Genomic DNA, 24387 nt, shown 5'->3' with positions numbered 1-24387 from the left:
ACAGCGTTTGAGCCCGGTTTTATTCCGCCAAGCGACGTCCTGTCGCATTCTCCAGCCTTTAAGGCTCATTGGCGGTAGACCAAAAAGGCCTTTTTCTGTAAGCTACAGCTTTAGTGTGTCCACTAAAAGCGCGCAGAATAATTCAGTGAAGAAGCGGGGTGACGTGTCCATACGTCACTCCGCTTTTTTACAACCTGCGATCGCCCTTTCAGGCTTTATTTACGGGAGGTCTTCTTGACTAAGCCAGCCATACTCGCCCTTGCTGATGGCAGCATTTTTCGCGGCGAAGCCATTGGAGCCGACGGTCAAACCGTTGGTGAGGTGGTGTTCAACACCGCAATGACCGGCTATCAGGAAATCCTTACCGATCCTTCCTACGCCCAACAGATCGTTACCCTGACCTACCCGCACATCGGCAACACCGGTACTACCCCGGAAGATGCCGAGTCGAACCGCGTCTGGTCGGCTGGCCTGGTCATTCGTGACCTGCCACTGGTTGCGAGCAACTGGCGTAACACGATGTCCCTGTCTGACTATCTGAAGGCCAACAACGTTGTGGCCATCGCCGGTATCGACACCCGCCGCCTGACACGTATCCTGCGTGAAAAAGGCGCGCAGAACGGCTGCATCATGGCCGGTGACAACATTTCCGAAGAAGCCGCCATCGCCGCTGCCCAGGGTTTTCCTGGCCTCAAAGGCATGGACCTGGCGAAAGTCGTCAGCACCAAGGAAAGCTACGAGTGGCGCTCGACCGTCTGGGATCTGAAAACCGACAGTCACGCGACCATCGAAGCCTCCGAGCTGCCATACCACGTCGTGGCTTACGACTATGGCGTCAAGGTGAACATCCTGCGCATGCTGGTCGAGCGCGGTTGCCGCGTGACCGTCGTGCCTGCGCAAACGCCTGCTGCCGATGTGCTGGCTCTGCAGCCGGACGGCGTGTTCCTGTCCAACGGCCCGGGCGACCCTGAGCCATGCGACTACGCGATCAAGGCAATCAAGGAAGTACTGGAAACCGAGATCCCGGTGTTCGGCATCTGCCTCGGTCACCAACTGCTGGCTCTGGCCTCCGGCGCCAAGACCCTGAAAATGGGCCACGGCCACCACGGTGCCAACCATCCGGTCCAGGATCTGGACAGCGGTGTAGTGATGATCACCAGCCAGAACCACGGTTTTGCCGTAGACGAAGCGACCCTGCCAGCCAACGTCCGCGCGATCCACAAATCGCTGTTCGACGGCACCCTGCAAGGGATCGAGCGTACCGACAAGAGCGCCTTCAGCTTCCAGGGTCACCCTGAAGCCAGCCCTGGCCCGAACGACGTAGCGCCATTGTTCGATCGCTTCATCAACGAGATGGCCAAGCGACGCTGATCGCTCGCCCTGATGTAGCAAAGCTTGAGGGTGGTCCCGAAACCGGCGGCCCCCTCAAGGCTTCACAGATTGAACAAGACGGCTTGCCGACTGACCTGCGGATTTGAGTGACAAACCCATGCCAAAACGTACAGACATTAAAAGCATCCTGATTCTCGGCGCTGGCCCGATCGTAATCGGCCAGGCCTGCGAATTCGACTACTCCGGCGCCCAGGCCTGCAAAGCCCTGCGCGAGGAGGGTTACCGCGTCATCCTGGTGAACTCCAACCCGGCCACCATCATGACCGACCCGGCCATGGCCGATGCCACCTACATCGAGCCGATCAAGTGGCAGACCGTTGCCAAGATCATCGAGAAAGAGCGTCCGGACGCGCTGCTGCCGACCATGGGCGGCCAGACTGCTCTGAACTGCGCCCTGGACCTGGAGCGTGAAGGCGTTCTGGAGAAGTTCGGCGTAGAGATGATCGGTGCCAACGCTGACACCATCGACAAGGCTGAAGACCGTTCGCGTTTCGACAAGGCGATGAAATCCATCGGCCTGGCGTGCCCGCGCTCCGGTATCGCCCACAGCATGGAAGAGGCCAACGCGGTTCTCGAGAAGCTCGGCTTCCCGTGCATCATCCGTCCGTCCTTCACCATGGGCGGCACCGGTGGCGGTATCGCTTACAACCGTGAAGAGTTCGAAGAAATCTGCGCCCGTGGTCTGGACCTGTCGCCGACCAAGGAACTGCTGATCGACGAATCGCTGATCGGCTGGAAAGAATATGAAATGGAAGTTGTCCGCGATAAAAAGGACAACTGCATCATCGTCTGCTCGATCGAAAACTTCGACCCGATGGGCGTGCACACCGGTGACTCGATCACCGTGGCTCCTGCACAGACCCTGACCGACAAGGAATACCAGATCCTGCGTAACGCCTCCCTGGCGGTACTGCGCGAGATCGGCGTGGAAACCGGCGGTTCGAACGTTCAGTTCGGTATCTGCCCGAACACTGGCCGCATGGTCGTGATCGAGATGAACCCGCGGGTATCGCGTTCTTCGGCCCTGGCTTCGAAAGCTACCGGTTTCCCGATTGCCAAGGTCGCGGCCAAGCTGGCTGTGGGTTACACCCTGGACGAACTGTCGAACGACATCACCGGCGGCAAGACCCCGGCGTCCTTCGAACCGTCCATCGACTACGTCGTCACCAAGCTGCCACGTTTCGCCTTCGAGAAATTCGCCAAGGCTGACGCCCGTCTGACCACTCAGATGAAGTCGGTGGGTGAAGTCATGGCCATCGGCCGTACCTTCCAGGAATCCCTGCAGAAAGCCCTGCGCGGGCTGGAAGTCGGTGTTTGCGGCCTGGACGAGAAGGTTGACCTGAGCAACCCGGAAAGCATGAGCGTGCTCAAGCGCGAGCTGACCGTGCCGGGCGCCGAGCGTATCTGGTACGTGGCGGACGCCATGCGCTCGGGCATGACTGTCGATGAAATCTTCAGCATGACCATGATCGATCCTTGGTTCCTGGTGCAGATGGAAGATCTGATCAAGGACGAAGAGAAGGTCAAGACCCTGGGTCTGACCAGCATCGACCGCGACCTGATGTTCCGCCTCAAGCGCAAAGGCTTCTCCGACATGCGTCTGGCCAAGTTGCTGGGTGTGACCGAGAAGGCCCTGCGTGCTCACCGTCACAAGCTGGAAATCTTCCCGGTCTACAAGCGCGTCGACACCTGTGCTGCCGAATTCGCCACTGACACCGCGTACCTCTACTCGACGTACGAAGAAGAGTGCGAAGCCGCGCCGTCGGGCCGCGACAAGATCATGATCCTGGGCGGCGGTCCGAACCGCATTGGTCAGGGCATCGAGTTCGACTACTGCTGCGTACACGCGGCGCTGGCGCTGCGCGAAGACGGTTACGAGACCATCATGGTCAACTGCAACCCGGAAACCGTTTCCACCGACTACGACACCTCCGATCGCCTGTACTTCGAGCCAGTGACCCTGGAAGACGTGCTGGAAATCGTGCGCGTCGAGAAGCCAAAAGGCGTGATCGTACAGTACGGCGGCCAAACCCCGTTGAAACTGGCTCGCGCCCTGGAAGCTGCTGGCGTACCGATCATCGGTACCAGCCCTGATGCCATCGACCGTGCCGAAGACCGTGAGCGCTTCCAGCAAATGGTCCAGCGCTTGAACCTGCGTCAGCCGCCAAACGCCACTGTGCGCAGCGAAGACGAAGCGATTCGTGCAGCCACCAAGATCGGTTACCCGCTGGTGGTGCGTCCGTCCTATGTTCTGGGCGGTCGTGCGATGGAAATCGTTTACGAAGAAGAAGAACTCAAGCGCTACCTGCGCGAAGCGGTTCAAGTGTCCAACGACAGCCCGGTGCTGCTGGACCACTTCCTCAACTGCGCCATCGAAATGGACGTGGATGCGGTTTGCGACGGCAAGGATGTAGTCATCGGCGCGATCATGCAGCACATCGAGCAGGCCGGCGTTCACTCCGGTGACTCCGCATGCTCGCTGCCGCCTTACTCGCTGCCGGCGCACATCCAGGACGAGATGCGCGAACAGGTCAAGAAAATGGCCCTGGAACTGGGCGTGGTCGGCCTGATGAACGTACAGTTGGCGCTGCAAGGCGACGACATCTACGTCATCGAAGTCAACCCGCGTGCTTCGCGTACCGTGCCGTTCGTATCCAAGTGCATCGGCGTTTCCCTGGCAATGATCGCGGCTCGCGTCATGGCCGGTAAAACCCTGAAGGAAATCGGTTTCACCAAGGAAATCATTCCGAACTTCTACAGCGTGAAAGAGGCGGTATTCCCATTCGCCAAATTCCCTGGCGTGGACCCGATCCTGGGCCCAGAGATGAAGTCCACCGGTGAAGTGATGGGCGTGGGCGACACCTTCGGCGAAGCGTTCGCCAAGGCCCAGATGGGCGCCAGCGAAGTGCTGCCGACCGGCGGTACCGCGTTCATCAGCGTGCGTGACGACGACAAGCCGCTGGTTGCAGGCGTGGCCCGTGATCTGATCAACTTGGGCTTCGAAGTGGTTGCCACTGCCGGTACTGCCAAGCTGATCGAAGCTGCTGGCCTGAAAGTGCGCCGTGTGAACAAGGTGACCGAAGGTCGTCCGCACGTGGTCGACATGATCAAGAATGACGAAGTCACCCTGATCATCAACACCACCGAAGGTCGTCAATCGATCGCTGATTCGTACTCCATTCGTCGCAATGCCCTGCAGCACAAGATTTACTGCACCACCACCATTGCTGCTGGCGAAGCCATCTGTGAAGCGCTGAAGTTCGGTCCCGAGAAGACCGTGCGTCGCTTGCAGGATCTACACGCAGGATTGAAGGCATGAGCATAACGAAGTACCCAATGACTGTTCAGGGCGCTCGCGCCCTGGAAGAAGAGCACACTCACCTGACCAAGGTCGTTCGTCCGAAGCTCAGCCAGGACATCGGTACGGCCCGCGAGTTGGGTGACTTGAAGGAAAACGCCGAATACCACGCTGCTCGCGAGCAGCAGGGTATGGTCGAGGCGCGTATTCGTGACATCGAAGGCCGGATTCAGAATCAGGTCATCATTGATGTCACGACTATTCCTCATACTGGCAAAGTGATTTTCGGCACCACCGTTGAAATCGCCAACGTCGAGACTGATGAGCGCGTGACTTACCACATCGTGGGTGAGGACGAGGCAGACTTCAAACTCGGCAAGATTTCGGTGGGTTCGCCACTGGCCCGTGCCTTGATTGCCAAGGAAGAGGGTGATGTGGTTGCCGTGAAAACGCCTGGCGGCGTAATCGAGTACGAGATCGTCGAAGTTCGCCACGTCTGAAGGTTGGCGCCCGCCTCGTGCGGGCGCCTTGCTTTGGTGGCTGGCTCAGATGTTTCGGGCTGGGAATCGAAGATATTGCAGGCATGCTGAAAGCGCTGATGGCGAAAATTGCCGCAGCGTGTGTGATTTTTCAGGCTTTGGTGCTGGTAAGGGCCGAGGGCCTTGTCGATCTATGGCGGGCTAATGCTGGTAGGGGCGCCTGCTCCTGAATGGAGTGGCAGGGTGCGCGAAGCACACCCTTGACCCTTGTCATCACTTGAAGCGATGGACGTTCGACAGCTGCTTGTTGACGCTGAAGTTCTTGCGGTAAACCAGTGCCATCTTGCCGATGACTTGAACCAGGTCCGCTTTGCCGACCTTGCACAGTTCTGCAATGGCTGCCAGGCGCGATTCGCGATCGAGGATGTTGAGCTTGATCTTGATCAGCTCGTGATCCGCCAAAGCGCGTTCAAATTCGGCTAACACACCTTCAGTCAAACCGTTATCAGCCACAATCAATACTGGTTTCAGGTGGTGGCCAATGGATTTGTACTGTTTCTTCTGCTCTTGAGTGAGCGGCATAATCTGACCCTTTCGTCTGGATTCTGTAAAATGGCGGCCATTTTACCCGAGGGTTCGTGGATCCGCCCAACTAATCACGACCCTTATCAACGAGGTGCCCAATGGCGCGTTCCAAGACAAGCCTTGAGTGGCTGAAAAGACATGTCAATGATCCCTATGTGAAACAGGCGCAGAAGGATGGGTACCGCTCGCGTGCGAGTTACAAGCTTCTGGAGATTCAGGAGAAGTACAGGCTGATCCGTCCGGGCATGAGCGTTGTCGACCTGGGTGCGGCGCCCGGTGGCTGGTCGCAGGTCACCAGCCGCCTGATCGGTGGTCAGGGGCGTCTGATCGCCTCGGACATCCTGGAAATGGACAGCATCCCGGACGTTAATTTCATCCAGGGCGACTTCACCCAGGACGAAGTGCTCGCGCGGATCCTTGAAGCCGTGGGTAATTCGCAGGTGGACCTTGTGATTTCCGATATGGCCCCCAATATGAGTGGTACGCCTGCCGTGGATATGCCAAAAGCCATGTTCCTTTGCGAGCTGGCGCTTGATCTGGCGGAGCGGATACTCAAGCCCGGTGGTAATTTCGTGATCAAGGTTTTCCAGGGCGAAGGGTTCGATGCTTACGTGAAGGACACTCGTCTGAAATTCGACAAGGTCCAAATGATGAAGCCGGACTCTTCCCGAGGCAGTTCCCGCGAGCAATACATGCTGGCCTGGGGCTACCGCGGCCGTAGTGAGTAAAACGAGGTTTTTTTTGCAGGGCGATAGGATTTTCGTATTTCGCCTTGTGGGAATTAGCGAATATTGTGTAGGAAGTGTTTCACAAAGGGTTACAGACGGCGCCTGCCAAGTCGTAGGTAATGTAGTAAGTTAGGCCGGTGAATATCATGCGAGGCGCGCGCCACCAGCGGCGCTTGCTTCAGAGGGTAGTTAATTGAACGATATGGCAAAGAATCTGATCCTGTGGTTGATCATCGCGGCTGTCCTGGTGACAGTGATGAACAACTTCTCCAGCCCTAACGAGCCGCAGACCCTCAACTATTCCGACTTCATCCAGCAGGTCAAGGATGGCAAAGTCGAGCGCGTAGCGGTTGATGGCTACGTGATTACCGGCAAGCGCACTGATGGCGACAGCTTCAAGACCATCCGTCCGGCTATCCAGGACAACGGCCTGATCGGCGACCTGGTGGACAACCACGTCGTGGTCGAAGGCAAGCAGCCTGAGCAGCAAAGCATCTGGACCCAGCTACTGGTCGCCAGCTTCCCGATCCTGGTGATCATCGCCGTGTTCATGTTCTTCATGCGGCAGATGCAGGGCGGAGCCGGTGGCAAAGGTGGGCCGATGAGCTTCGGCAAGAGCAAGGCACGCCTGCTCTCCGAGGATCAGGTGAAAACTACCCTGGCGGACGTCGCCGGTTGTGACGAAGCCAAGGAAGAAGTCGGCGAACTGGTCGAGTTCCTGCGTGATCCGGGCAAGTTCCAGCGCCTGGGCGGCCGCATTCCCCGTGGCGTGCTGATGGTCGGCCCTCCGGGTACCGGTAAAACTTTGCTGGCCAAGGCCATCGCCGGTGAAGCGAAAGTGCCGTTCTTCACCATTTCCGGTTCCGACTTCGTTGAAATGTTCGTCGGTGTTGGCGCCAGCCGCGTTCGAGATATGTTCGAACAGGCCAAGAAACACGCGCCATGCATCATCTTCATCGACGAAATCGATGCCGTCGGTCGCCACCGTGGTGCCGGCATGGGTGGTGGTCACGACGAGCGCGAACAGACTCTCAACCAGTTGCTGGTGGAGATGGATGGCTTTGAAATGAATGACGGCATCATCGTGATTGCCGCGACCAACCGTCCTGACGTACTGGACCCTGCACTACTGCGTCCGGGCCGTTTCGACCGTCAGGTTGTGGTCGGTCTGCCGGATATCCGTGGTCGCGAGCAGATTCTCAAGGTGCACATGCGCAAAGTGCCGATGGGTGACGACGTCGCTCCGGCAGTGATCGCTCGCGGTACCCCGGGCTTCTCCGGTGCCGACCTGGCCAACCTGGTCAACGAGGCATCGCTGTTTGCTGCCCGTGCCGGCAAGCGCATCGTTGAAATGAAAGAGTTCGAACTGGCCAAAGACAAGATCATGATGGGTGCCGAGCGCAAATCCATGGTCATGTCCGAGAAAGAGAAGCAGAACACCGCTTATCACGAAGCAGGCCACGCTATCGTCGGTCGCGTCGTGCCAGAGCATGACCCGGTGTACAAGGTGTCGATCATCCCGCGCGGTCGTGCGCTGGGTGTCACCATGTTCCTGCCGGAAGAAGATCGTTACAGCCTGTCCAAGCGTGCGCTGATCAGTCAGATCTGCTCGCTGTACGGCGGTCGTATCGCTGAAGAGATGACCCTGGGCTTCGATGGGGTGACCACGGGCGCTTCCAACGACATCATGCGTGCCAGTCAGATTGCGCGGAACATGGTGACCAAGTGGGGTCTCTCGGAGAAACTCGGTCCGTTGATGTACGCCGAAGAAGAGGGTGAAGTGTTCCTCGGTCGCGGCGGTGGCGGTCAGGCTGCCAGCTTCTCCGGTGAAACAGCCAAGCTGATCGACTCCGAAGTGCGCAGCATCATTGATCAATGCTACGGCACAGCCAAGCAGATCCTCACGGACAACCGTGACAAGCTCGATGCCATGGCCGATGCCTTGATGAAGTACGAAACAATCGACGCCGAGCAGATCGACGACATCATGGCAGGTCGACCACCTCGCGAGCCTCGCGACTGGTCGGGAGGCACCGGTACCTCCGGAACGCCTCCTGTAGTGCAGGATGAACGTCCGGAAACACCAATCGGCGGCCCTGCTGCTGACGTTTAAGGTTCTAAATGACTTCTGTTCAGTCCTCGACCCGGTTGCCTTGCGGCAACCGGGTTCTTGATTTGGCCCAGACGCATGTCATGGGTATTCTCAATGTCACTCCTGACTCCTTTTCCGATGGTGGCCAATACAGCCAGCTCGATGCGGCCTTGCGCCATGCCGAGGCGATGGTGGCGGCCGGCGCGACGCTGATCGACGTTGGCGGCGAATCGACGCGACCGGGTGCCAGGGCGGTATCGCCGCTGGAGGAGCTTGAGCGTGTAGCGCCGATTGTCGAGCGCATTCACTGCGAGCTGGATGTGATTATCTCGGTCGACACCTCTACGCCTGCCGTCATGCGCGAGGCTGCCCGCCTGGGCGCCGGGTTGATCAATGATGTGCGCTCGCTGCGCCGTGAGGGTGCGCTGGATGCTGCGGCTGCTACCGGATTGCCCGTATGCCTGATGCATATGCTTGGTGAGCCGGGTGACATGCAGGATAATCCGCAGTATCAGGATGTTACGAGAGAAGTGGGTGAGTTTCTCGCCGAGCGCATGGCCCAGTGTTCATTGGCTGGCATTGCACCGGAGCGGATCATTCTTGATCCGGGTTTTGGCTTTGCCAAGACCCTGGAGCACAATCTGAGCTTGTTTAAACATATGGAAGCCCTGCATGCCTTGGGGCGCCCCCTGCTGGTAGGGGTGTCGCGAAAAAGCATGATCGGTCAGGCATTGAGTCGTCCGGTGGGAGAGCGGCTGTATGGCGGTCTTGCGCTTGCGGCGCTGGCTTCGGCGAAAGGAGCGCGTATATTGCGCGTCCACGATGTAGCTGAAACAGTAGACGTGGTGCGAATGATCGCCGCAGTCGAGTCAGCCGAATAAGAATGATGGAGCACTTATGAGCAAAAAATACTTTGGCACCGATGGTATTCGTGGCCGTGTCGGTCAATACCCGATCACTCCGGACTTCATGCTCAAGCTGGGCTGGGCTGCGGGCATGGCGTTCCGCAAGATGGGCGCCTGCAAGGTATTGGTAGGCAAGGACACCCGGATCTCCGGTTATATGTTCGAGTCGGCGCTTGAGGCAGGGCTGACCTCGGCAGGTGCGGATGTGATGCTCCTCGGTCCGATGCCGACACCGGCCATCGCCTATCTGACGCGCACCTTTCATGCTGAAGCCGGTATCGTGATCAGTGCCTCGCACAATCCGCATGATGACAACGGCATCAAGTTTTTCTCCGGCAAGGGCACCAAGCTGCCGGACGAAGTCGAACTGATGATCGAAGAGCTGCTCGATACCCCGATGACTGTGGTTGAGTCGAGCAAGATCGGCAAGGTATCGCGGATCAACGACGCCTCGGGCCGTTATATCGAATTCTGCAAGAGCAGCGTGCCGACCGGCACCGCCTTCTCCGGCCTGAAAGTCGTGATCGACTGCGCTCACGGTGCGACCTACAAGGTGGCGCCGAGTGTATTCCGTGAACTGGGCGCCGAAGTTGTCGTGCTGTCTGCCCAGCCTAATGGCTTGAACATCAACGACAATTGCGGTTCGACCCATATGGGGCCGCTGCAGGCAGCTGTCGTGGCCGAGCATGCCGATCTGGGTATTGCCTTCGATGGTGATGGCGACCGCGTACAGATGGTCGATCACACCGGTGCGGTGGTGGATGGCGATGAACTGCTGTTCATCATTGCCCGCGACCTGCATGAGCGGGGCAAGCTGCAAGGCGGTGTAGTCGGAACCCTGATGAGTAACCTGGGGCTGGAACTGGCCCTGGCCGATCTGGGTATTCCGTTTGTGCGGGCCAATGTCGGCGACCGCTACGTGATTGCCGAATTGCTGGAGCGCAACTGGATCGTTGGGGGTGAGAACTCGGGGCATGTCGTGTGCTTCAGCCATACCACCACGGGTGACGCTATCATCGCGGCGCTGCAAGTGTTGATGGCGCTCAGAAACCGTGACGAAAGCCTGGCGCAGTCCCGGCAGGCGCTGCGCAAGTGCCCTCAGGTGCTGATCAATGTGCGTTTCGGTGGCGGTGCGAACCCTCTCGAGCATGCGTCGGTCAAGGAAGCCAGCGAGCGCGTAACCCGTGCGATGGCGGGGCGCGGACGCGTGCTGCTGCGCAAATCCGGGACCGAGCCGCTGGTGCGTGTCATGGTCGAAGGCGAAGACGAAAACGTGGTTCGCGGCTACGCCGAAGAGCTGGCAAAACTGGTTACTGAAGTTTCTGCCTGAATTCGGCTTGCCAGCCTTGTTTGTGTTGGGTAACATCTGCGCCCACTTTGACCGACGAGGTACAGCATGCGTCGCCCTATGGTAGCTGGTAACTGGAAGATGCACGGTACCCGCGCCAGCGTCGCTGAGCTGATCAACGGCCTTCGTGACTTGGCCTTGCCGAGCGGTGTTGATGTAGCGGTATTCCCGCCTTTGTTGCATATCAGCCAAGTGGTTGATGGCGTTAAAGGAAAGTCGATTTCGGTCGGCGCGCAGAACTCTGCGGTGGAATCCGGACAAGGTGCACTGACCGGTGAGGTTTCGCCAAGTCAGTTAGTGGATGCAGGTTGTTCTCTGGTGCTTGTCGGGCACTCTGAGCGCCGCCAGATTATGGGCGAGCAGGACGCAACGCTGATCCGCAAGTTTGCAGCGGCACAGGCAAGTGGCTTGATTCCGGTGTTGTGTGTAGGGGAGACCCTCGAGCAGCGCGAAGCGGGGAAGACTGTTGAAGTCGTCTCGCATCAGCTGAGCAGCATCATCGACGAGCTGGGTGTCGGTGTCTTTGCTAATGCAGTAATTGCTTACGAGCCGGTCTGGGCCATTGGCACCGGGCTGACTGCTTCGCCGCAACAGGCGCAGGATGTGCACGCAGCCATCCGCGCTCAGTTGGCGGCAGAGAATTCTGAAGTCGCACAAGGTGTGCGGCTTCTATACGGCGGCAGCGTGAAGGCGGCCAATGCGGTCGAACTGTTCGGCATGCCGGATATCGATGGGGGTCTCATTGGTGGGGCTTCCCTGAATGCAGATGAGTTCGGTGCGATTTGTCGCGCCGCGGGAAACTGAAAAAATGCTGGAAACAGTCGTAGTCGTTTTTCATCTGCTGGGTGCATTGGGCGTAGTAGCTCTGGTTTTGCTGCAGCAGGGTAAAGGTGCGGATGCTGGTGCGTCTTTCGGAGCAGGTGCTTCAAATACTGTGTTCGGAAGCCAAGGTTCCTCTACCTTTCTTAGTAAGTTTACTGCTATACTTGCCGCAGGTTTCTTCATAACCAGCTTAGGGTTAGGTTACTTTGCTAAAGAGAAGGCTCAAGAGCTGACTCAGGTAGGTTTGCCAAATCCAGCGGTGTTGGAAGTTCCAAAGCAACAGCCGGCTTCTGATGATGTCCCGGTGCTTCAAGAGCAAAAGTCGGCTACTCCAGCGACTGACGTGCCTCCAGCTCAAGAGCAGAAGTAAGAAGGGTTTCAAACGTAGTATTGCCGAGGTGGTGGAATTGGTAGACACGCAACCTTGAGGTGGTTGTGCCCATAGGGTGTAGGGGTTCGAGTCCCCTTCTCGGTACCAATTAGTCAGGAGAGCCCGCTGTTGCGGGCTTTCTTGCAGGTGGAAGGTTACATTGACCCTGTAGGGGATCGGTCGTATACTTCCGCCCCAGCTTTGTCGCGGGGTGGAGCAGTCTGGTAGCTCGTCGGGCTCATAACCCGAAGGTCGTCGGTTCAAATCCGGCCCCCGCAACCAGTTTAAGGAGCCCCTTTTCAGGGGCTTTTTGTTAGCTGGACACTTTCAACGCCGCTGTTCGACGGCGTTTCAAGGATGGGCGTTTCGCCCATTTTTTTATTTTGCAAAGCATGCACATACATGCACTAGGGGGTTCAGGTGTCGAGCAAGCTAGAAGAGTTGCAGGCCTTGCTGGCCCCGGTGGTCGTGGCCCTAGGCTATGAATGCTGGGGTATTGAGTTCTCGGCCCAGGGTCGCCACTCAATGTTGCGCGTTTATATCGATAAAGAGGGCGGTGTGCTGGTGGACGATTGCGCCATTGTCAGCCGTCAGATCAGCGGTGTACTGGATGTTGAAGATCCAATCTCCGTTGAATACACCCTTGAAGTTTCCTCGCCTGGCATGGAACGCCCTCTGTTCACTATTGAGCAGTTTGCAAAATTTGCCGGTGAACAAGTGAAGATCAAGCTGCGCTCGCCTTTTGAAGGACGACGCAACTTTCAGGGCCTTCTGCGCGGCGTAGAAGAGCAGGATGTCGTGGTGCAGGTTGAAGACCATGAGTTCCTGTTGCCGATCGATATGATCGACAAGGCCAACATTATTCCCAGTTTTGACTGAGGCGTGCCAGATACTGCGGATCCCGCGGATCCAATGGCTTGCGAAAGGCGAGGCGTACGATGAGCAAAGAAGTACTGCTGGTTGTTGAGTCGGTATCCAACGAAAAGGGTGTACCGGCAAACGTTATTTTTGAAGCGCTGGAGCTGGCCCTGGCCACTGCTACCAAGAAGCGGTTCGAGGACGAAGTCGATCTGCGTGTGGAAATCAATCGCCACACCGGTGCCTACGAGACATTCCGTCGCTGGACGGTCGTCGAGGAAGCAGACCTGGACGACCCGGCTATCGAAACCTGGCCAAGCAAGGTTGCCCAAACGCATCCTGGCGCCAAGGTCGGTGACGTTGTCGAAGAGAAGATCGAGTCCATCGAGTTCGGACGTATCGCTGCACAGACTGCCAAGCAGGTCATCGTGCAGAAGGTTCGCGAAGCCGAGCGCGCCCAGGTTGTTGACGCTTACCGCGAGCGCCTGGGTGAAATCATCTCCGGCACCGTGAAAAAAGTGACCCGCGACAACGTGATCGTCGATCTGGGCAACAACGCCGAAGCGTTGCTGGCTCGTGAAGACATCATTTCTCGCGAAACCTTCCGGGTTGGCGTGCGTCTGCGTGCGCTGCTCAAGGAAATCCGCACCGAGAACCGCGGCCCTCAGCTGATCCTGTCGCGTACCGCGCCGGAAATGCTGATCGAGCTGTTCCGCATCGAAGTGCCGGAAATTGCTGAAGGCCTGATCGAAGTAATGGCTGCGTCCCGTGACCCGGGTTCGCGCGCCAAGATCGCCGTTCGCTCCAAGGATAAACGCATCGACCCGCAGGGCGCTTGCATCGGTATGCGCGGTTCGCGCGTCCAGGCAGTGTCGGGTGAGTTGGGCGGTGAGCGTGTTGATATCGTTCTTTGGGACGACAACCCGGCTCAGTTCGTGATCAACGCCATGTCCCCGGCTGAGGTTGCGGCAATTATCGTTGACGAAGATGCCCATGCAATGGACATCGCCGTCGGCGCAGACAATCTGGCTCAGGCCATCGGTCGCGGTGGTCAGAACGTGCGTCTGGCGAGCCAATTGACTGGCTGGACCCTGAACGTGATGACCGAATCGGACATCCAGGCTAAGCAGCAAGCAGAAACCGGCGACATCCTGCGCAACTTCATCGACGAGCTGGAAGTCGACGAAGATCTGGCACAGGTGCTGGTAGATGAAGGCTTCACCAGCCTGGAAGAGATTGCCTACGTACCGTTGGAAGAAATGCTCAACATCGACGGCTTTGACGAAGATACCGTCAACGAGCTTCGCGCTCGTGCCAAGGATCGTTTGTTGACCAAAGCCATCGCTACTGAGGAAAAGCTGGCAGACGCCCATCCGGCCGAAGACCTGCTCTCGCTTGAGGGTATGGACAAGGATTTGGCGATGGAACTGGCGGTGCGCGGCGTAATTACCCGCGAAGACCTGGCCGAGCAGTCTATTGACGACCTGCTCGACATCGACGGCATTGACGATGATCGTGCCGGCAAGTTGATCATGGCCGCCCGAGCCCACTGGTTCGAGTAATTAGGCGCGGCCTGAGGAGAGAAGTGCATGACGCAAGTCACGGTGAAACAACTGGCCGATGAGGTCAAAACACCGGTAGAGCGCCTGTTGCAGCAGATGCGTGAGGCAGGTCTGCCGCACACCGCCGCCGAAGAAAATGTGACTGACAGTGAGAAGCAATCGTTGCTGACTCACTTGAAAAGCAGCCACAAGGCGAAAGTGGAAGAACCACGCAAGATTACGCTGCAGCGTAAAACCACCAGCACCCTGCGTGTTGCTGGCAGCAAAAGCATCAGCGTTGAAGTACGCAAGAAGAAAGTCTTCGTACAACGCAGCCCGGAAGAAATCGAAGCCGAGCGCAAGCGCGAACTGGATGAACGTCGCGCAGTAGAAAATGCTGCACGCCAGAAGGCTGAAGAAGAAGCCAAGCGCCGCGCCGAAGAAGAAGCGCGTCGCCAGCCTGCTGCTGCGCAAAACGCTACTAACGACGCCGTTGCAGCTCCTGCTGCAGTTGCCGAACCAGTACGTGAAAGCGCACCGGTAGTCGCCGCTGCTCCAGCACCGTCTGCTGACGTTCGTAACAAGCAGAACGAACAGCGCCGTCCGGACAAGCCTCGTGCAGACGACAGCAATCGTCGCAGTGGCGGTGGTGATGGCGAGCGTAAAAACGCTCCGCATCGCGCATCGGTCAAAGAGAAGGCGCCAGCACCACGTGTTGCCCCACGTACTACCGACGAAGAAAGCGATGGCTTCCGTCGTGGTGGTCGCGGCAAGGCCAAGCTGAAGAAGCGCAACGCCCACGGTTTCCAGAGCCCAACCGGCCCTGTCGTGCGTGAAGTGAAGATCGGCGAGACCATCACTGTTGGCGATCTCGCTCAGCAGATGTCGGTCAAGGCTGCTGAAATCATCAAGTTCATGTTCAAACTGGGTACCCCAGCGACCATCAACCAGGTACTGGACCAGGAAACTGCCCAGCTGGTTGCCGAAGAGCTGGGCCACAAAGTGACCCTGGTCAGCGACACCGCCCTGGAAGATTCCCTGGCCGAGTCCCTGAAGTTTGAAGGCGAGGCAGTTTCCCGTGCGCCGGTCGTGACCGTAATGGGCCACGTTGACCACGGTAAGACTTCCCTGCTCGACTACATCCGTCGTGCCAAGGTTGCTGCTGGCGAAGCCGGTGGTATCACCCAGCACATCGGTGCCTACCACGTTGAAACCGACCGTGGCATGGTGACGTTCCTCGACACCCCTGGTCACGCCGCGTTTACCGCAATGCGTGCCCGTGGTGCCAAGGCGACCGACATCGTGATCCTGGTGGTTGCGGCGGACGACGGCGTGATGCCTCAGACCATCGAAGCCGTTCAGCACGCCAAGGCTGCTGGCGTTCCGCTGGTTGTCGCAGTGAACAAGATCGACAAGCCGGGCGCTGACCTCGACCGCATCCGCAGTGAGCTGTCGGTTCACGGCGTGACGTCGGAAGAGTGGGGTGGTGACACTCCATTCGTACCGGTTTCGGCGAAGATGGGTACTGGCGTCGACGAACTGCTCGAAGCCGTTCTGTTGCAAGCCGAGGTTCTGGAACTGACCGCTACTCCATCGGCTCCTGGCCGTGGTGTTGTGGTTGAGTCCCGCCTCGACAAGGGCCGTGGCCCGGTGGCTACCGTTCTGGTTCAAGACGGTACCCTGCGCCAGGGCGACATGGTCCTGGTCGGTTCGAACTACGGCCGTGTACGTGCCATGCTCGACGAGAACGGCAAGCCAATCAAGGAAGCCGGTCCGGCCATCCCTGTCGAGATTCTCGGCCTGGACGGTACTCCAGACGCAGGCGACGAGATGAGCGTGGTTGCCGACGAGAAGAAAGCCCGTGAAGTGGCTCTGTTCCGTCAAGGCAAGTTCCGCGAAGTCAAGCTGGCCCGTGCTCACGCCGGCAAGCTGGAAAACATCTTCGAAAACATGGGTCAGGAAGAGAAGAAGACGCTCAACATCGTCCTCAAATCCGACGTCCGTGGTTCGCTGGAAGCGTTGAACGGTGCCCTGAACGGCCTGGGCAACGACGAAGTGCAAGTACGAGTGGTCGGTGGCGGTGTCGGTGGTATCACCGAGTCCGACGCCAACCTGGCACTGGCTTCCAACGCTGTACTGTTTGGCTTCAACGTGCGTGCCGATGCCGGTGCTCGCAAGATCGTCGAGCAGGAAGGTCTGGATATGCGTTACTACAACGTGATCTACGACATCATCGAAGACGTCAAGAAAGCCCTGACCGGCATGCTCGGCAGCGACGTTCGCGAGAACATCCTGGGCATCGCCGAAGTGCGTGACGTGTTCCGTTCGCCGAAGTTTGGTGCGATCGCCGGTTGCATGGTGGTTGAAGGTACTGTTCACCGTAACCGTCCGATCCGTGTACTGCGTGAAGACATCGTTATCTTCGAAGGCGAGCTGGAATCCCTGCGCCGCTTCAAGGATGACGCTTCCGAAGTACGTGCCGGCATGGAATGCGGTATCGGCGTGAAGAGCTACAACGACGTCAAGGTCGGTGACAAGATCGAAGTCTTCGAGAAGGTTCAGGTTGCTCGCAGCCTCTAACTCGCGCACTTCAAGAGCCGTGATGGGCAGCCGCATGCAAATGCACGGCGCATCAGTCGGACTCTAAACGCAACGCCCGGTCTGGCTTTTGTCAGGCCGGGCGTTTGCCGCTTTCAGACCACACGGGTTTCACCGTGGGGCAGTAACAGGTAACAAGACATGGCAAAAGAATACAGCCGTACCCAACGAATCGGCGATCAGATGCAGCGCGAGCTGGCACAGTTGATCCGTCGTGAAGTCAAAGACCCGCGCGTTGGCCTGGTCACCATTACCGCAGTGGAAGTCAGCCGTGACGTTGGTCACGCGAAGATTTTCATCACTGTGATGGGCCAGGACAGCAGCGAAGAAATCGCTCAAAGCATCAAGGTGCTGAACTCTGCCGCCGGTTTCCTGCGCATGCAGTTGGCCCGAGAAATGAAGCTGCGCAGCGTTCCGCAGTTGCACTTCCACTACGACGAAAGCGTCGTGCGTGGCGCGCACCTGTCGGCCTTGATCGAGCGTGCAGTGGCTGAAGACAATCAGCATCCGGTTGCGGCAGAAGCCGAAGACACCAAGGAGTAACCGGTGGCTCAGGTCAAACGTATCCGTCGTAACGTCAGCGGCATCATCCTGCTCGACAAGCCGTTGGGGTTCACCTCCAACGCGGCCCTGCAGAAGGTCCGCTGGTTGCTCAACGCCGAGAAGGCCGGCCACACCGGCAGTCTCGACCCCTTGGCCACCGGCGTGTTGCCGCTGTGCTTCGGCGAGGCCACCAAGTTCTCGCAGTACTTGCTCGATTCCGACAAGGGTTACGAAACACTGGCGCAATTGGGCAAGACCACCACCACGGCGGATGCCGAGGGTGAGGTTTTGCAGGAGCGGCCGGTGACCGTTGGTCGCCCCGATATCGAGGCTGTGCTGCCGAAATTTCGTGGGCAAATCAGTCAGATACCGCCGATGTACTCTGCCCTCAAGCGTGACGGTCAGCCGCTGTACAAGCTGGCTCGTGCAGGTGAAGTAGTGGAGCGCGAACCGCGTTCTGTTACTATTACGCGCTTGGAATTACTGGCCTTCGAAGGTGATACTGCGCGGCTGGCAGTGGATTGCACCAAAGGTACCTATATCCGCACCCTGGTGGAGGATATCGGTGAGCAACTCGGTTGTGGCGCTTACGTTGCAGAACTGCGACGTACCCAGGCCGGGCCTTTCACCCTGGCGCAGACGGTTACCCTCGAAGAGCTCGAAGCGGTACATGCCGAAGGCGGCAACGAAGCGGTCGATCGCTTTCTGATGCCATCGGACAGCGGCCTGCTCGACTGGCCACTGTTGCAGTTCTCGGAAGCGAGCGCGTTCTACTGGCTCAACGGCCAGCCGGTACGTGCCCCGGAAGCACCGAAGTTCGGCATGGTACGGGTACAGGATCACAATGGTCGCTTCATCGGGATCGGTGAAGTGAGCGAAGACGGGCGCATCGCGCCGCGTCGTTTGATTCGGTCAGAGTGACCGAAACCAGTCTGTGTCAAAGCAGGCTGGCGAGGGTGGCTGTCAACAGGCACGGTCACTACTCTTTTTTAGATACAGGGATTTGTCCCTGGCCTGTTGAAACTGTTTTTCTGAAACAGTTTCCTGATAAAAGGATTGCCTCATGGCTCTCGACGTTCAAGAAAAAGCTCAAATCGTTGCTGACTACCAGCAAGCTGTTGGTGACACTGGTTCGCCAGAAGTGCAAGTTGCACTGCTGACCGCCAACATCAACAAACTGCAAGGTCACTTCAAGGCCAACGGTAAAGACCACCACTCCCGTCGTGGTCTGATCCGCATGGTAAACCAGCGTCGTAAGCTGCTGGACTACCTGAAAGGCAAGGACGTGAGCCGTTACAGCGCTCTGATCGCTCGCCTGGGTCTGCGTCGCTAATAAGCGATTGCGCTAGAGGTTGGTTGTCTGTCGTGCGTCAGTGGGTTTCCCGCTGGCGCATGGCAGGCTCCCAGCCTCAAGTTTTATCTGGATATACGTTTTACCCTGGACAGGCGTTGGGCCGATTCCCGACATTGCCCAAGAATTTCGCAAGAAACCAGTTCCCCCAAGAGCCACAAAGAAGGTAGGACACCGTGAACCCGGTAATCAAAAAATTCCAGTTCGGTCAGTCGACCGTTACCCTCGAGACCGGCCGTATCGCCCGTCAGGCATCCGGCGCAGTATTGGTCACCGTTGACGACGACGTCAGCGTATTGGTGACCGTAGTCGGTGCAAAACAAGCCGATCCAGGCAAGGGCTTCTTCCCTCTGTCTGTTCACTACCAGGAAAAGACTTACGCTGCCGGTAAGATCCCGGGCGGTTTCTTCAAGCGTGAAGGCCGTCCTTCCGAAAAAGAAACCCTGACTTCCCGACTGATCGACCGCCCGATCCGTCCGCTGTTCCCTGAAGGCTTCATGAACGAAGTGCAGGTTGTCTGCACCGTCGTTTCCACCAGCAAGAAGACCGATCCGGACATCGCTGCGATGATCGGTACCTCGGCTGCCCTGGCGATCTCCGGCATTCCTTTCGATGGCCCGATCGGCGCCGCTCGCGTTGCTTTCCACGAAAGCACCGGCTACCTGCTGAACCCGACTTACGAGCAGCAAGCTGCTTCGAGCCTGGACATGGTTGTTGCCGGTACCTCCGACGCCGTGTTGATGGTTGAATCGGAAGCCAAAGAGCTGACCGAAGACCAGATGCTGGGCGCAGTACTGTTTGCTCACGACGAGTTCCAGGTTGTGATCAACGCTGTCAAAGAACTGGCTGCCGAAGCTGCCAAGCCAACCTGGACCTGGGCTCCTGCGCCAGAAGCCACCGAACTGCTGGGCGCTATCCGTGCCGAGTTCGGCGAAGCGATCTCCCAGGCTTACACCATCACCGTCAAGGCCGACCGTTACGCTCGCCTGGGCGAGTTGAAGGATCAGGTCGTTGCCAAGCTGTCCGGTGAAGAAGGCCAGCCTTCGTCCAGCGAAGTCAAAGCTGCTTTCGGCGAAATCGAATACCGCACCGTTCGCGAAAACATCGTAAACGGCAAGCCACGTATCGACGGCCGCGACACCAAGACCGTACGTCCACTGAACATCGAAGTTGGTGTTCTGCCCAAGACCCACGGTTCGGCTCTGTTCACCCGTGGCGAAACCCAGGCTCTGGTAGTCGCGACTCTGGGCACCGCCCGTGACGCACAACTGCTGGACACCCTGGAAGGCGAGAAAAAAGACCCGTTCATGCTGCACTACAACTTCCCTCCGTTCTCGGTAGGCGAGTGTGGTCGCATGGGTGGTGCTGGTCGTCGTGAAATCGGTCACGGCCGTCTGGCCCGTCGTTCGGTTTCGGCCATGCTGCCTGCCGCTGACGTGTTCCCGTACACCATCCGCGTGGTTTCGGAAATCACCGAATCCAACGGCTCGAGCTCGATGGCTTCCGTTTGCGGCGCTTCCCTGGCCCTGATGGACGCTGGTGTACCGATGAAGGCGCCAGTTGCCGGTATCGCCATGGGTCTGGTTAAAGAAGGCGAGAAATTCGCCGTCCTGACCGACATCCTGGGTGACGAAGACCACCTGGGCGACATGGACTTCAAGGTAGCCGGTACCGCCAAAGGTGTTACCGCGCTGCAGATGGACATCAAGATCAAGGGCATCACCGAAGAGATCATGGAAATCGCTCTGGGCCAAGCCCTGGAAGCGCGCCTGAACATCCTCGGCCAGATGAACCAGATCATTGGCCAGTCGCGTACCGAACTGTCGGCCAACGCTCCGACCATGATCGCGATGAAGATCGACACCGACAAAATCCGTGATGTCATCGGTAAAGGCGGCGCGACCATTCGTGCGATCTGTGAAGAAACCAAGGCTTCGATCGACATCGAAGACGACGGTTCGATCAAGATCTTCGGCGAAACCAAGGAAGCGGCTGAAGCTGCACGTCAGCGCGTTCTGGGTATCACCGCTGAAGCCGAGATCGGCAAGATCTACGTTGGTAAAGTTGAGCGCATCGTCGACTTCGGCGCGTTCGTCAACATCCTGCCGGGCAAGGACGGTCTGGTACACATCTCCATGCTGAGCGACGCTCGCGTAGAGAAAGTGACCGACATCCTCAAAGAAGGTCAGGAAGTGGAAGTACTGGTACTGGACGTGGACAACCGCGGCCGTATCAAGCTGTCCATCAAGGACGTAGCAGCAGCCAAGGCTTCGGGCGTTTAATCAGCCCTGCTTGATTGCTTCAACGTTATAAAAAAGGCCCCGCAGTGAAAACTGCGGGGTCTTTTTTTGCCTGTCATAAAAGCAAAGATCTGTCTCAAAGTTGCCGGCGCCCGGGACCGGTGCTAGGTTTAGCCCACCGCCCGTGTAGCTCAGCCGGTAGAGCAGCGCACTCGTAACGCGAAGGTCGCAGGTTCGATTCCTGTCTCGGGCACCATTTTCGATGTCATGCATTACCCAAACCACAATAAGCGCCAACCCACATTGCCTCCGCGAATCTGCGGCAGAGGCAGGCTAACCACTTGATCTGGTAAATGACCTGCGCTTTTACCGGGAAACTCAGCTCTGGCCTCCAACTCCTGCTAGCCTCAGGCTTTCAGTATATAAAAAGCGAGTGTCTGCTTTGCTCAAGGGCTTGAAGCAGCTCAGCCAACGGTAAAAATGACTGGTAGCAAGTTATGAGCATAAATCGTACCAGTGCGTTGCTTTTGCCAGGTTTGTTGTTGCTCAATCTCATCGTTTGGGCGGGGGCATGGGAGTGGTTGAGTACGACACGTGAGCAATACGAGACGAAAGTCTCCATCCAGGCTGACAACCTGTCGCTACTTCTCTTTTCGGATTTTAACAGCCAGTTCGAGAATATCGATCGCACTTTGACTGCGGTGGCGAGTGAAATCGAGCGTCAATATACGATCGGGGAGCTACGCCCGGAGTTCGTTGAACCGGTGCTCAGGCAGCATCTGTTTGTGCTCTCTTCCATGGTAGGCATGCGGGTGGTGAACGCAGATGGCCAAGTTGTTTTCGGGGCAGAAGGGCGCTCACAGAATTTTGCTAGCGATCGTGATTATTTCCAGCGTTTGCGTGATGATCCCGAAGCGGGCATGGTAATAAGCGACCCTATGGTTGGTCGTATAACCCAAACTTGGGATATTATTTTTGCCAGGGCAATTCGTACGCAGCAAGGGGCGTTTGCCGGTATTGTTACCCTCGTGCTGCCGATCAGTACGCTTAATGACCGCTTTGCCAAAATTTCCAGCGGTGCGTCTGACTCGTTCTCCATATTTAATGACAACAGCTGGCGTTTCGTAATCCGCTACCCTTCAGGTGTGGTTACGCCTGGAGAGCCGCTAATTATTCGCAAAGATGCGCCAATGATCGTCGCGCGGCGCACTTCTCGACTTTCAGGAAAATTTGTAAACGTTGCACCGCAAGATGGAGTTCTGCGTTCATACGGATACCGCTGTATGGACAAGTATCCGATTTGCGTTCTCGTAGGCGTAGGGTTGGAGGCTTATCTCGCACCTTGGGTTACTGAGCGGAACCTGATTATTGGCTTCGTTATTCTGTTTGCATTGATTACGGTACTGCTCTGGTGTCTGACTTATCGCGCGTGGGTGAAACAGCTCAATGCCATAAGTGCTGAACAAGAGGCCTATAAAGCCAGGGACGCTGAATATCGATTCAGTCAGACCATTATCGAAGAGTCGCCTATTGCTGTAATGACGCGAGATACTGTTGGCGTTATAACCCTGGCGAATGAAGCCGCAGAAAAACTTCTAGGGTGGCCAGCTAGCGAACTGGTCGGGCAAAGGCTTGAGCGTGTACTTCCTGACATGGCTAAAGAGATGGAATACGTTCGTCAGGAAGTATTCGCAGGCGAAACCATTGTAGATCGCGAGGTCGTTCGCTCTTATCGGGACAGACAGTGCGATCATTTCAGCGTTACCCAGGCACCGTTGCGTGATGAGCATGGTGTCATCACCGGCTATCTGACGATGGCGATGGATATAACCAAGCGCAAAGAGGCAGAGGCAAAAGCCGAGTTTTTTGCTACGCGGGATGCATTGACCGGTTTGCCGAACCGGTCGCTGCTACAGGACCGTTTCGAGCAAGCGATGAATGACAGGGAGGGGCAGCGTCTCAGGCTGGTATTCGTTGCGCTTAAATTGAACAACTTCACAACCATCAACGAATCGCTTGGGCATGCAGCGGGAGATGCAGTGCTGCGTATTGTCGCTAAACGCCTGAGCGGTTGTGTGCATGAATCAGACACTGTAAGTCATCAGGATAGCGATGAGTTTTTCCTGCTTCTCAATGGAGTGGGTGGATTAGCGAAAATACAGAGGCTCTTGCACGATGTTAAACTCCGCTTGGCTGATGTCATGGACGTTAACCAAGAAGACATATATACCTCGGCGACGATGGGCGTGGCCCGGTTTCCCGAGGACGGTGAAACTTTCGATAAGGTTTTGCGCAATGCCACTGCCGCGATGACTCGTGCTAAAGGTGGTGGCAAAAACTCGATTTGTTTTTTTGATGAGCGACTTGATCACGAAGCGGCCGACTTTATCCGTATGGAGGTCGGATTACGCAAAGCGCTGGAAGTCGGAGAGTTTGAACTGCATTATCAACCCCAGGTTGACCTTCAAAGCGGTCTTGTTTCAGGGGTGGAGGCTTTATTGCGCTGGCGGCATCCTGAAAAAGGCATAATTCTCCCTGAGATGTTTGTTCCGATTGCAGAGCAAAGTGGTCTTATTGTGCCGATCGGCGATTGGGTCGTGCGCGAATGTTGCCGTCAGGGGCAGGAGTGGCGTAGGGCAGGGGTTCCTCCTATACGCATTGCAGTAAACCTTTCGACTGTACAATTCAGTCACGGTGATATCGAAGATACAATTCGCCGCGCCTTGAACGAATATGAGTTCAACCCCTATTACCTTGAACTTGAGCTTACGGAGTCGGTGCTTATTCGTAATACCGAACATGTACTTTCCACGGTGCGACGACTCCAACAGCTTGGCGTGGTGGTATCTGTGGATGATTTTGGCACAGGGTACTCAAGCTTGGCCTATTTAAAGCGCTTCGACATAGATAAGCTGAAGATCGACAAGGTATTCGTGAAAGACTTATGTCAAAACGTCAATGACCAATCAATCGTACGCGCGATCATTCAGATGGCGCATGCACTTAACCTCCACACAATAGCCGAGGGCGTCGAGGATCAAGCAACGCTGGACTACTTGCAGCAGTTGGGCTGCGACGAGATACAGGGTTACCTGATTGCCAGACCGATGCCGGCAGAACAAGTCGCAGCGTTTATTTGCCAATACCGAGAGGGTTGGAGCCTATGAAAACGGCTCCACGCTCAGTACCGTTCGATTGGAAGCCTGATGGGCAGTGGCCATCAGGCGGTTGAGTGGT

Annotated in this window: 18 protein-coding genes, 3 tRNA genes and 1 pseudogene; 21 read left to right on the top strand and 1 reads right to left on the bottom strand. The window is 57.2% G+C overall.

Going from position 1 to position 24387, the window contains the following annotated elements:
• Nucleotides 1–234 precede the first annotated feature (234 nt).
• The 4 genes and pseudogenes from carA to AC07OG_RS22470 all read left to right on the top strand — a co-directional run bounded on the left by carA (nucleotide 235) and on the right by AC07OG_RS22470 (nucleotide 5433).
• Entirely contained in the window at nucleotides 235–1371 is a 1137-nt protein-coding gene (gene carA, locus AC07OG_RS22485) for a glutamine-hydrolyzing carbamoyl-phosphate synthase small subunit (protein WP_060541192.1), read from the top strand.
• Between the two features lie 118 nt (nucleotides 1372–1489).
• Complete coding sequence (carB, locus tag AC07OG_RS22480; RefSeq protein ID WP_060541193.1) at nucleotides 1490–4711, top strand: carbamoyl-phosphate synthase large subunit; 3222 nt, start codon at nucleotides 1490–1492, stop codon at nucleotides 4709–4711.
• 2 nt (nucleotides 4712–4713) lie between these two features.
• A complete protein-coding gene (gene greA, locus AC07OG_RS22475; protein WP_046038757.1) occupies nucleotides 4714–5190 on the top strand; it encodes a transcription elongation factor GreA in 477 nt (158 codons plus the stop codon).
• Nucleotides 5191–5218: 28 nt separating this feature from the next.
• Nucleotides 5219–5433, top strand: a pseudogene (locus AC07OG_RS22470) (hypothetical protein).
• Nucleotides 5434–5442: 9 nt separating this feature from the next.
• Here AC07OG_RS22470 and AC07OG_RS22465 read toward each other — a convergent pair.
• Nucleotides 5443–5751 (bottom strand): YhbY family RNA-binding protein, encoded by a 309-nt coding sequence (locus AC07OG_RS22465; protein WP_060541194.1) that lies wholly within the window; start codon nucleotides 5749–5751, stop codon nucleotides 5443–5445.
• A gap of 101 nt (nucleotides 5752–5852) precedes the next feature.
• Here AC07OG_RS22465 and rlmE point away from each other — a divergent pair, with 101 nt between their 5' ends.
• From rlmE to AC07OG_RS22380, 17 genes are all read left to right on the top strand, one after another.
• Nucleotides 5853–6482, top strand: coding sequence for a 23S rRNA (uridine(2552)-2'-O)-methyltransferase RlmE (gene rlmE, locus AC07OG_RS22460; protein ID WP_060541195.1), 630 nt, complete (start codon nucleotides 5853–5855; stop codon nucleotides 6480–6482).
• Nucleotides 6483–6684: 202 nt separating this feature from the next.
• Nucleotides 6685–8595: an ATP-dependent zinc metalloprotease FtsH gene (gene ftsH, locus AC07OG_RS22455; protein ID WP_060541196.1), complete on the top strand. Its 1911-nt coding sequence runs from the start codon at nucleotides 6685–6687 to the stop codon at nucleotides 8593–8595.
• Between the two features lie 8 nt (nucleotides 8596–8603).
• Nucleotides 8604–9455: a dihydropteroate synthase gene (gene folP, locus AC07OG_RS22450; protein WP_495068130.1), complete on the top strand. Its 852-nt coding sequence runs from the start codon at nucleotides 8604–8606 to the stop codon at nucleotides 9453–9455.
• A 16-nt stretch (nucleotides 9456–9471) separates the two neighbouring features.
• The gene (gene glmM / locus AC07OG_RS22445; protein ID WP_218425530.1) at nucleotides 9472–10809 is read left to right on the top strand and encodes a phosphoglucosamine mutase; all 1338 of its coding nucleotides are present in this window, start codon (nucleotides 9472–9474) and stop codon (nucleotides 10807–10809) included.
• A 66-nt stretch (nucleotides 10810–10875) separates the two neighbouring features.
• Nucleotides 10876–11631: a triose-phosphate isomerase gene (tpiA, locus tag AC07OG_RS22440; protein ID WP_218425531.1), complete on the top strand. Its 756-nt coding sequence runs from the start codon at nucleotides 10876–10878 to the stop codon at nucleotides 11629–11631.
• A 4-nt stretch (nucleotides 11632–11635) separates the two neighbouring features.
• The gene (gene secG, locus AC07OG_RS22435; RefSeq protein ID WP_060541200.1) at nucleotides 11636–12019 is read left to right on the top strand and encodes a preprotein translocase subunit SecG; all 384 of its coding nucleotides are present in this window, start codon (nucleotides 11636–11638) and stop codon (nucleotides 12017–12019) included.
• Nucleotides 12020–12041: 22 nt separating this feature from the next.
• Nucleotides 12042–12127 (top strand) — tRNA-Leu (locus AC07OG_RS22430).
• A 97-nt stretch (nucleotides 12128–12224) separates the two neighbouring features.
• Nucleotides 12225–12301: transfer RNA gene (locus tag AC07OG_RS22425), tRNA-Met, on the top strand.
• A 138-nt stretch (nucleotides 12302–12439) separates the two neighbouring features.
• Nucleotides 12440–12898, top strand: a complete 459-nt coding sequence (rimP, locus tag AC07OG_RS22420) for a ribosome maturation factor RimP (RefSeq protein WP_038843818.1) — start codon at nucleotides 12440–12442, stop codon at nucleotides 12896–12898.
• Between the two features lie 59 nt (nucleotides 12899–12957).
• Nucleotides 12958–14439: a transcription termination factor NusA gene (gene nusA / locus AC07OG_RS22415; RefSeq protein ID WP_060541201.1), complete on the top strand. Its 1482-nt coding sequence runs from the start codon at nucleotides 12958–12960 to the stop codon at nucleotides 14437–14439.
• Nucleotides 14440–14466: 27 nt separating this feature from the next.
• Entirely contained in the window at nucleotides 14467–16998 is a 2532-nt protein-coding gene (gene infB, locus AC07OG_RS22410; RefSeq protein WP_060541202.1) for a translation initiation factor IF-2, read from the top strand.
• A gap of 159 nt (nucleotides 16999–17157) precedes the next feature.
• A complete protein-coding gene (rbfA, locus tag AC07OG_RS22405; protein ID WP_060541203.1) occupies nucleotides 17158–17559 on the top strand; it encodes a 30S ribosome-binding factor RbfA in 402 nt (133 codons plus the stop codon).
• A 3-nt stretch (nucleotides 17560–17562) separates the two neighbouring features.
• The gene (gene truB / locus AC07OG_RS22400) at nucleotides 17563–18480 is read left to right on the top strand and encodes a tRNA pseudouridine(55) synthase TruB (RefSeq protein WP_060541204.1); all 918 of its coding nucleotides are present in this window, start codon (nucleotides 17563–17565) and stop codon (nucleotides 18478–18480) included.
• A gap of 142 nt (nucleotides 18481–18622) precedes the next feature.
• Entirely contained in the window at nucleotides 18623–18892 is a 270-nt protein-coding gene (gene rpsO, locus AC07OG_RS22395; protein ID WP_011332409.1) for a 30S ribosomal protein S15, read from the top strand.
• 194 nt (nucleotides 18893–19086) lie between these two features.
• Complete coding sequence (gene pnp, locus AC07OG_RS22390) at nucleotides 19087–21192, top strand: polyribonucleotide nucleotidyltransferase (RefSeq protein WP_007915263.1); 2106 nt, start codon at nucleotides 19087–19089, stop codon at nucleotides 21190–21192.
• Between the two features lie 138 nt (nucleotides 21193–21330).
• Nucleotides 21331–21406: transfer RNA gene (locus tag AC07OG_RS22385), tRNA-Thr, on the top strand.
• 241 nt (nucleotides 21407–21647) lie between these two features.
• Nucleotides 21648–24317: a bifunctional diguanylate cyclase/phosphodiesterase gene (locus AC07OG_RS22380; RefSeq protein WP_495068129.1), complete on the top strand. Its 2670-nt coding sequence runs from the start codon at nucleotides 21648–21650 to the stop codon at nucleotides 24315–24317.
• Nucleotides 24318–24387 lie beyond the last annotated feature (70 nt).

It is taken from the genome of Pseudomonas sp. GW821-FHT09H03, assembly GCF_059415945.1.
The sequence above is the reverse complement of the archived record's forward strand: the minus strand, read 5'-3'. Positions and strand labels throughout refer to the sequence as shown.